Origin of the sequence: Streptomyces sp. NPDC059909 (assembly GCF_042730885.1) — a bacterium.
In the GTDB taxonomy this organism is placed as follows: Bacteria; Actinomycetota; Actinomycetes; order Streptomycetales; family Streptomycetaceae; genus Streptomyces.
The window spans coordinates 44,055-51,310 of record NZ_JBHWKX010000055.1 but is presented as its reverse complement, the minus strand read 5'-3'; the positions used below and the strand labels follow the sequence as shown (position 1 = coordinate 51,310).

The following is a 7,256-nucleotide window of genomic DNA, read 5'->3' as shown; positions in this document are numbered from 1 at the left end:
AGACTTCGACACACCCCACCCAACGCCACACCCCGGCCCAGGGACACCCCTGGACCGGTCACACCATACGAATCAACGACCCGCGAAGTACGGGTACGGGCGGTTCGTAGTCGCACCTGGCGTGCGGCGCCCAGATCCTGTCCGGTCGATCAGGCCGGATCAGTGAGCTGGGTCTGGTGCATGGGGTCTCCCCAGGCCCGCAGGGCCTGGGGAGACGCATCGCACGGCGGAGGTGGGGGCCCCCACCGAAGGCAAGGGGGAGAAATCGACGCGGTGGGGGCACCTCCCGTACAGAAGGGCTACGGGGGAGACAGTGACCGACCACAACGCAGCGAGGTGCGGTGCCAGGGCACGCGAGCCCGGCAAGATCGGCCGGACAGGACCTAGATACGGAAAACCATTCGACGCGGGCCGCACGCGGCAGCGATCATCGACGCATGTTCCGGCTCGCCTTCCCCGCAGCGCCGTCCGCAGTCGCGGACGCGCCGAAGGCTGCCGGTTTCGCCACCGCGGCTCTCGTCGCAGTCGCCGCCACTTACGCATACGCATACGCAGCCGCACTCGCGGTGGCCGCTGCACCCGCAGCCGCTGCCGCGGCGCCCCTCGACGGCGCCCGAAGCTGACCCTTCCCGGACTGTCCGGCGGACCCCGTAGGGGGAGGGTCGGTACGGCCCAGGGGTCCCCCTCCATGTGGAGTTCACTCTTCGAGTTCCGGGAAGGAACTGCGTCAGCCATGCCCAAGACGGCATACGTGCGGACCAAGCCGCACCTCAACATCGGCACCATGGGCCACGTCGACCACGGCAAGACCACCCTCACCGCCGCCATCACCAAGGTCCTCAGCGAGCGCGGCACCGGCACGTTCGTGCCGTTCGACCGGATCGACCGGGCCCCGGAGGAGGCCGCCCGCGGCATCACCATCAACATCGCGCACGTCGAGTACGAGACCGACACCCGGCACTACGCGCACGTCGACATGCCGGGCCACGCCGACTACGTCAAGAACATGGTCACCGGCGCCGCGCAGCTCGACGGGGCGATCCTCGTCGTCTCCGCGCTCGACGGGATCATGCCGCAGACCGCCGAGCACGTCCTGCTGGCCCGTCAGGTCGGCGTCGACCACATCGTCGTCGCGCTCAACAAGGCCGACGCCGGTGACCCCGAGCTGACCGACCTGGTCGAGCTGGAGGTCCGCGAGCTGCTCACCGCGCACGGGTACGGCGGTGACGCGGTGCCCGTCGTCCGGGTCTCCGGGCTCAAGGCGCTGGAGGGCGACCCGCGCTGGACGGGGGCGATCGAGGCACTGCTGGACGCGGTCGACACGTATGTGCCGATGCCCGTGCGGTACACGGACGCGCCGTTCCTGCTCCCGGTGGAGAACGTGCTCACCATCACCGGGCGCGGCACCGTCGTCACCGGCGCCGTCGAGCGCGGCACCGTGCGCGTCGGCGACCAGGTGGCCGTGCTCGGCGCGGACGTCACCACCGTCGTCACCGGCCTGGAGACCTTCGGGAAGCCGATGGAGTCGGCCGAGGCCGGCGACAACGTGGCGCTGCTGCTGCGCGGAGTGCCACGCGACGCGGTGCGCCGCGGACACGTGGTGGCGGCGCCGGGCAGCGTCACGCCGAGCCGTCGTTTCACCGCACAGGTGTACGTCCTGTCCGGTCGTGAGGGTGGCCGTACGACCCCGATCGGCACCGGGTACCGGCCGCAGTTCTACATCCGGACCGCGGACGTCGTCGGGGACGTCGACCTCGGCGAGGCGGCGGTCGCGCGCCCGGGCGACACGGTCACGATGACCGTGGAGCTCGGCCGCGACATCCCGCTCGAGTCCGGCCTCGGCTTCGCGATCCGCGAGGGCGGCCGCACGGTCGGCGCCGGCACGGTGACCGAACTGGTCTGAGCCACTCGGCTCCACGGGGTCCGTCTCCCGCCACATGCGGGGGGCGGACCCGCCCCGTACACGCCACACTGCTGCCATGGCGGACAAGGACGACGACGCGAAGAAGAACCGGACGGCACTGGTCCTCGGCGGTGGCGGGCTCGCCGGCATCGGCTGGGAGATCGGCGTGCTGCACGGGCTCGCCCGCGCGGGCGCCGATCCGACCGGTGCCGATCTGATCGTCGGCACGTCGGCGGGTTCGGTCGTCGGCGCACAGCTCACGTCGGGCCGGCTGACCCTGCCGGAGCTGTACGACCGTCAGCTGACCGATCCCGACGGGGAGGTGCCCGCGGGCATGGGCGCGGGCGTGCTCGCCCGCTACCTCTGGGGTGTCCTGTGGTCGCGGGACACCGAGGCGTACGGCGCCCGCATGGGCCGGCTCGCGCTGTCCACCCGCACCGAACCCGAGGAGGTGCGGCGCGCCGTCTTCACCGAGCGGCTGCTCGCACACGAGTGGCCGCGGGCGCGGAGGCTGGTGGTCACGGCCGTGGATGCGGTGACCGGCGAGTTCCGCGCGTTCGACCGGGACAGCGGGGTGGGGCTCATCGACGCGGTCGGCGCGAGCTGCGCCGTCCCCGGCGTCTGGCCGCCCGTCACCATCGACGGGCGGCGCTTCATCGACGGCGGGGTCCGCTCCTCCACCAACGCCGACCTCGCCCTCGGCTACGACACCGTCGTCATCGTCGCCCCCATCGCCGTCGGCGGCGGCCCCGTCATCTCCGCCCGCACCCAGGCCACCCTCCTCGCCGCCGCGGGGGCCAGGGTCGTTCTGATCACTCCGGACCGGGCGGCCCGCAAGGCGTTCGGGCGCAATGTGCTGGACCCCGCGCGCCGGGCGCCGTCCGCCCGCGCCGGTCTGGCCCAGGCGGAGGCCTACGCGGACGAGGTCCGCCGCGTCTGGCCCGGCTGACCCTGTGTGACCCAGGTCGGCCCCGGCGGACGCGGTCCGGCAGGGCCCGGTCCATGGATGTGGCCGGTGCCGGGCAATGGACCGGTGTGTCCGTCCACGAACGCCGGACGGGCTGCTCAGCTGCCCCTGGCGCATGGGTGGGGCGGGCCGGGGCGGACAATGGGCCGGTGAACGAGTCCATCCCCGTCGTCCGCGCCGTCGATCACGGCACCGCCAAGCTGATGCCCGACGTGGACCGGGAACGGGCCTGGCTGCTGACGGTGAACGGGGCGCCGCAGTCGTACGTCGATCTGGACGAGCCCACGCACGTCGAGTTCGAGTATGCGCGCCGGCTGGCCCATGTGGTCGACTGCGTCGCCGACGAGGGAGCGCCCCTCGACGTCCTGCACCTCGGCGGCGGAGCGCTGACCCTGCCCCGGTACGTCGCGGCGACCAGGCCCGGCTCGCGGCAGGACGTCGTGGAGGCGGACCGGGGGCTGCTCGCGCTCGTCGCCGAGTATCTGCCGCTGCCGCCCGGCGCGGGGATCGCCGTGCACGGCGCCGACGCCCGCGCGTGGCTCGAGCAGGCCCCTGCGGACTCGGCCGACCTGCTGATCGCCGATGTGTTCGGCGGCTCGCGGGTGCCCGCGCATCTCACCTCCCGTGAGTACGTCCGGGCCGCGGATCGCGTCCTGCGCCCTGGGGGGCTCTACGCCGCCAACCTCGCCGACGGCGCGCCCTTCGGCTTCCTCCGCTCCCAGCTGGCCACCTTCGCCGCGGAGTTCGAGGAACTGGCGCTCGTCGCCGAGCCCGCGATGCTGCGCGGCCGCAGGTTCGGCAACGCCGTCCTCCTCGCTTCGCACACCGGGATCGACACGGCGGCGCTCGCCCGCCGCACCGCGTCCGACGCCTTCCCGGCCCGCGTCGAGCACGGTGATGCGCTTCGGCGGTTCATCGGGGACGCACAGGCGGTGCGGGACGAGGACGCCGTCGCGTCACCCGAGCCGCCCGACGGGGCCTTCGGCATCGGCTGAGACCCGGGCCGAGGCATTGGCCTGGACGTCGGCCGAGAGCACGGCACCCGCGTGCCCCGTCACCTGCTTCGTACGCCTCGTCAGATTGCGTACGTCGGGCACCAGCAGGACCAGCGCCGTCACCAGCACGATCAGCGCCGCGCAGCCCCACAGCGCCTGGTCCCGGCCGAACACGCTCTCCGCGGGCCCCGCCAGTGCCGTGGACAGCGGCAGCATCGCCGTCGAGCCGAACCAGTCGTACGCGGAGACCCGGGACAGCTTCTCCTCCGGGATCTCCTGGTGCAGCGTGGTCATCCATGCGACGCCGAACACCTCGATCGCGACACCGCTGACGAACATCACCACGGCCAGCGGACCGATCGACAGCGGCACGGCGAGCCCCGCCGACGGCAGCGCGAGCGGAAACACGCACAGGGTGCCCACGAGCAGCATCCGCCGCGGCTTCCACCGCATCATCAGCAGCGCCCCGCCCAGCGTGCCCACCCCGAACGCCGCCAGCGCCAGGCCCCAGGGCCGTGCGCCGCCCAGCGACTCCTCGGCGACCAGCGGCCCGTAGACCGAATCGGCCGCGCCGACCACGGCGACCACCACCGAGAACTGGGCCACGATCGACCACAGCCAGGGCCTGCCGATGAACTCCTGCCAGCCGTCGCGCAGATCGGCGAGCAGTCCGCCGCCGGGGACCCGCTCGGGTATGTGGCTGACGTCGAGGAACGCGCGCAGCGCCCCCGCCACCGCGAAGGCCGCGGCATCGATGGCGAGCACCCAGCCCGGCCCGACCGCGGCGATCATGGCGCCGCCGAGCGCCGCACCGCCGATACCGGCCCCGTGCATCGCCATCCGGAAGAGCGCGAAGGCGCGGCTCGCCTGCTCGCCGTTCACGCTGGACATCAGCATGCCCTCGGCGGCCGGGTTGAAGAACGCCTGCCCGGTGCCGCAGAGCGCGGTCAGCACCATCATCTGCCACAGCTGCGGATCCCCGGCGAGCACCAGCACGGCGAAGCCGGCCTGCGAGACGCAGTTGAGGGCATTGGCGGCCACCATCACGCGGTGCCGCGGCAGCCGGTCGGCGATCGCCCCGCCGATCAGCAGGAAAAGGACGAGCGGCAGGGTCCTGGCCGCCGCGACGAGCCCCACGTCGCCGCCGTCGCCGCCGGACTCGAGCACCGCGAACGCCGCCGCGATCAGGGCGCCGTGGGTGCCCAGATTGGTGACGATCGCGGACGCGGTCAGCAGCGAGTAGTTGCGGCCGGCCCACTCGGGGCGGCGGATCCGGCGGTTCGGGGGAGTGGCGGCAGGATTGTTCACCTGTGGACTATCGCCGCCGCCGGCCCTCCTTGCCAAACCGGATTTCCCGCCGGACCGGTCTTCCCGACGGACCGGTTTTCCCGCCGGACCCGATCTACGACGTGGGAACCTCGGCCAGTCGTACGGTGCTGAGGATCTGCAGGATCGTGGCGTCCGGGATCTCCTCCGGGATGCCCTCGTTGGCGTAGAGGACCCAGGTCGCGAAGTCACCCTTGGCGTTCTTGAAGGAGAAGGCGATCGACTTGCCGTCGGTGTCGCACTTGTCGTCCTTCTTCACGCCCAGCGCGGTGGCCGTCGCGACATGCCCGCTCAGACCGGACTTCGTCGTGTACGGCTTCGCCTTGGTGATCTTGACGAGGCTCTTCTGCTCCTGGGCGTAGGCGGCCCACACCCAGGTGCCCGCCTCCTGGTAGGCGGCGTCCGCGGTGCCCTTGGCGCCCTGGCCGCCCTTGGTGCCGGTGCCCCCCAGACCGTTGTCCTCCATCTTCCCGTCCTTGTCGGAGTCGACGGAGCACCACTTGCTCTTGTAGAACGCCGGCGCCGACATCATGACCAGCGGCGAACCGTCGCCCTTTGCCTGGTCCTCGAACCCGCTGCCGACGCCGGCACCCTCCACCTCCCAGGTCGCCGGAACGTCGAACTGCGTTCCGTGCTTGGGGTTGGTGACGACCTTCCAGCCGGGGATCGTCGGCTTGGCCGAGCTCGAGGCGTCCCGCGGGTTCTCGGTGGGGGAGGCGGGCTGCTCGGACGGAGTCGCCGACGCGGTGGGCTTGCCGTCCGCCTGCGGTGGGTTCTTGTCGTCGTCCTTCAGCACCACGACGCCGGTGATGACAGCGGCGGCGACGACGGCCATGGCGGCGACGACCGCGACGACGGCGGTCTTCTTCTTGTCCGACGGGTCGGGTGCACCCGGGTGGGGCGGACCGGGCACGGCGTACTGCGGCACGGTCGGCTGCTGATACGGGTTCGGCGGCTGCTGGTACCCGGGCTGCTGGGGGTAGCCCGGCTGCTGCTGGTACCCGGGCTGCTGCTGGTATCCCGGCTGCGTGTACGGATTCGGCTGCTGGTAACCCGGCTGCGCGTACGGGTTCTGGTCCTGCGGGTTCTGCTCGCCCCCGGGCGGCTGCTGTCCTGGCCACATGGCCAGTAACCATAGAGGTGCGGGGTGTTCACTGCCACGCCCGCCCCCGTGGGATGGCCAACCTTGTCTACTCGTGGGTAACATCCGCCGTATGAGCGCAGACCAGATGACCGTGGGCGAGATGCTCGCCGCCACGGTGCCCATGGCCAGGACCCTCAACCTGGAGTTCCTCGAGACCACCGCCGAGCGTGCCGTGGTCCGCATGCCGGACCAGCCCGACTACCACAATCACGTCGGCGGACCGCACGCCGGCGCGATGTTCACGCTTGCCGAGTCCGCGAGCGGCGCGATCGTGCTGGCCGCCTTCGGCGACCAGCTGAGCCGCGCGGTGCCGCTCGCCGTCAGGGCCGAGATCGGTTACAAGAAGCTCGCCATGGGTGTCGTCACGGCCACCGCCACCCTCGGCCGTCCCGCCGCCGAGGTCGTCGCGGAGCTGGACGCGGGCGAGCGCCCCGAGTTCCCCGTCGACATCGCGATCACGCGCGCGGACGGCGCCGTGACGGGCGAGATGACCGTCGTCTGGACGCTGCGGCCCAACGCCTGAGCCTCCCGGCCGGATGACGGACGGGATCACGGGCCGGCTGTCGGCCGGTGCTCGTCCACCGACCGGCCGGGGCGCAGCCCCGGGCCACTGGCTCCCGGGGGCTCCGCCGCCCGGGTCGCGGGGCGGGCGGCACCGCCGGGGTGGGCAGGTGTGCGTCCGTCCTCGATCGCCGGACGAGCTCCGGAGGAGCCCGTTGCGGGTCCCCCGCGCCTTCAGGGCGTACGGGAGGGCTGCGTCATGCTGCTCCGCCGACCGTGCCGTGCGACCAGGTAGGCTGCCCGGGGGGGGGCTTTTTTTGGTCCCCCCGGGGAGACGGGGTCCAAAACGACCACAGGCCAAAACCCACAAAAACAAGGAGAAACAACGTTTCCCCTCCCCAAATGGCTCCAGAACCCCCC

The 7,256-nt window shown here is 72.3% G+C and carries 7 protein-coding genes; 5 read left to right on the top strand and 2 right to left on the bottom strand.

Features of this window, described 5'->3' with window-relative positions; translation table 11 throughout:
• Positions 1-437 precede the first annotated feature (437 nt).
• The 4 genes from ACFV9O_RS29330 to ACFV9O_RS29315 all read left to right on the top strand — a co-directional run bounded on the left by ACFV9O_RS29330 (position 438) and on the right by ACFV9O_RS29315 (position 3,865).
• Positions 438-623 (top strand): hypothetical protein, encoded by a 186-nt coding sequence (locus tag ACFV9O_RS29330; RefSeq protein ID WP_385423023.1) that lies wholly within the window; start codon positions 438-440, stop codon positions 621-623.
• Positions 624-733: 110 nt separating this feature from the next.
• Positions 734-1,903, top strand: coding sequence for an elongation factor Tu (gene tuf / locus ACFV9O_RS29325; protein WP_385423021.1), 1,170 nt, complete (start codon positions 734-736; stop codon positions 1,901-1,903).
• 76 nt (positions 1,904-1,979) lie between these two features.
• Positions 1,980-2,852, top strand: a complete 873-nt coding sequence (locus ACFV9O_RS29320) for a patatin-like phospholipase family protein (protein ID WP_385423019.1) — start codon at positions 1,980-1,982, stop codon at positions 2,850-2,852.
• Positions 2,853-3,019: 167 nt separating this feature from the next.
• Positions 3,020-3,865, top strand: a complete 846-nt coding sequence (locus tag ACFV9O_RS29315; protein ID WP_385423017.1) for a spermidine synthase — start codon at positions 3,020-3,022, stop codon at positions 3,863-3,865.
• Here the strand turns inward: ACFV9O_RS29315 and ACFV9O_RS29310 are convergent.
• Both ACFV9O_RS29310 and ACFV9O_RS29305 read right to left on the bottom strand, forming a co-directional pair.
• Complete coding sequence (locus ACFV9O_RS29310) at positions 3,827-5,173, bottom strand: MFS transporter (RefSeq protein ID WP_385423015.1); 1,347 nt, start codon at positions 5,171-5,173, stop codon at positions 3,827-3,829. The genes ACFV9O_RS29315 and ACFV9O_RS29310 overlap by 39 nt on opposite strands.
• Before the next feature lie 94 nt (positions 5,174-5,267).
• Positions 5,268-6,314 carry a hypothetical protein gene (locus ACFV9O_RS29305; protein ID WP_385423014.1) on the bottom strand — a complete coding sequence of 349 codons (1,047 nt, stop codon included), beginning with the start codon at positions 6,312-6,314 and terminating at the stop codon, positions 5,268-5,270.
• A 106-nt stretch (positions 6,315-6,420) separates the two neighbouring features.
• Here ACFV9O_RS29305 and ACFV9O_RS29300 point away from each other — a divergent pair, with 106 nt between their 5' ends.
• The gene (locus ACFV9O_RS29300) at positions 6,421-6,858 is read left to right on the top strand and encodes a DUF4442 domain-containing protein (RefSeq protein ID WP_385423027.1); all 438 of its coding nucleotides are present in this window, start codon (positions 6,421-6,423) and stop codon (positions 6,856-6,858) included.
• Positions 6,859-7,256: the final 398 nt, after the last annotated feature.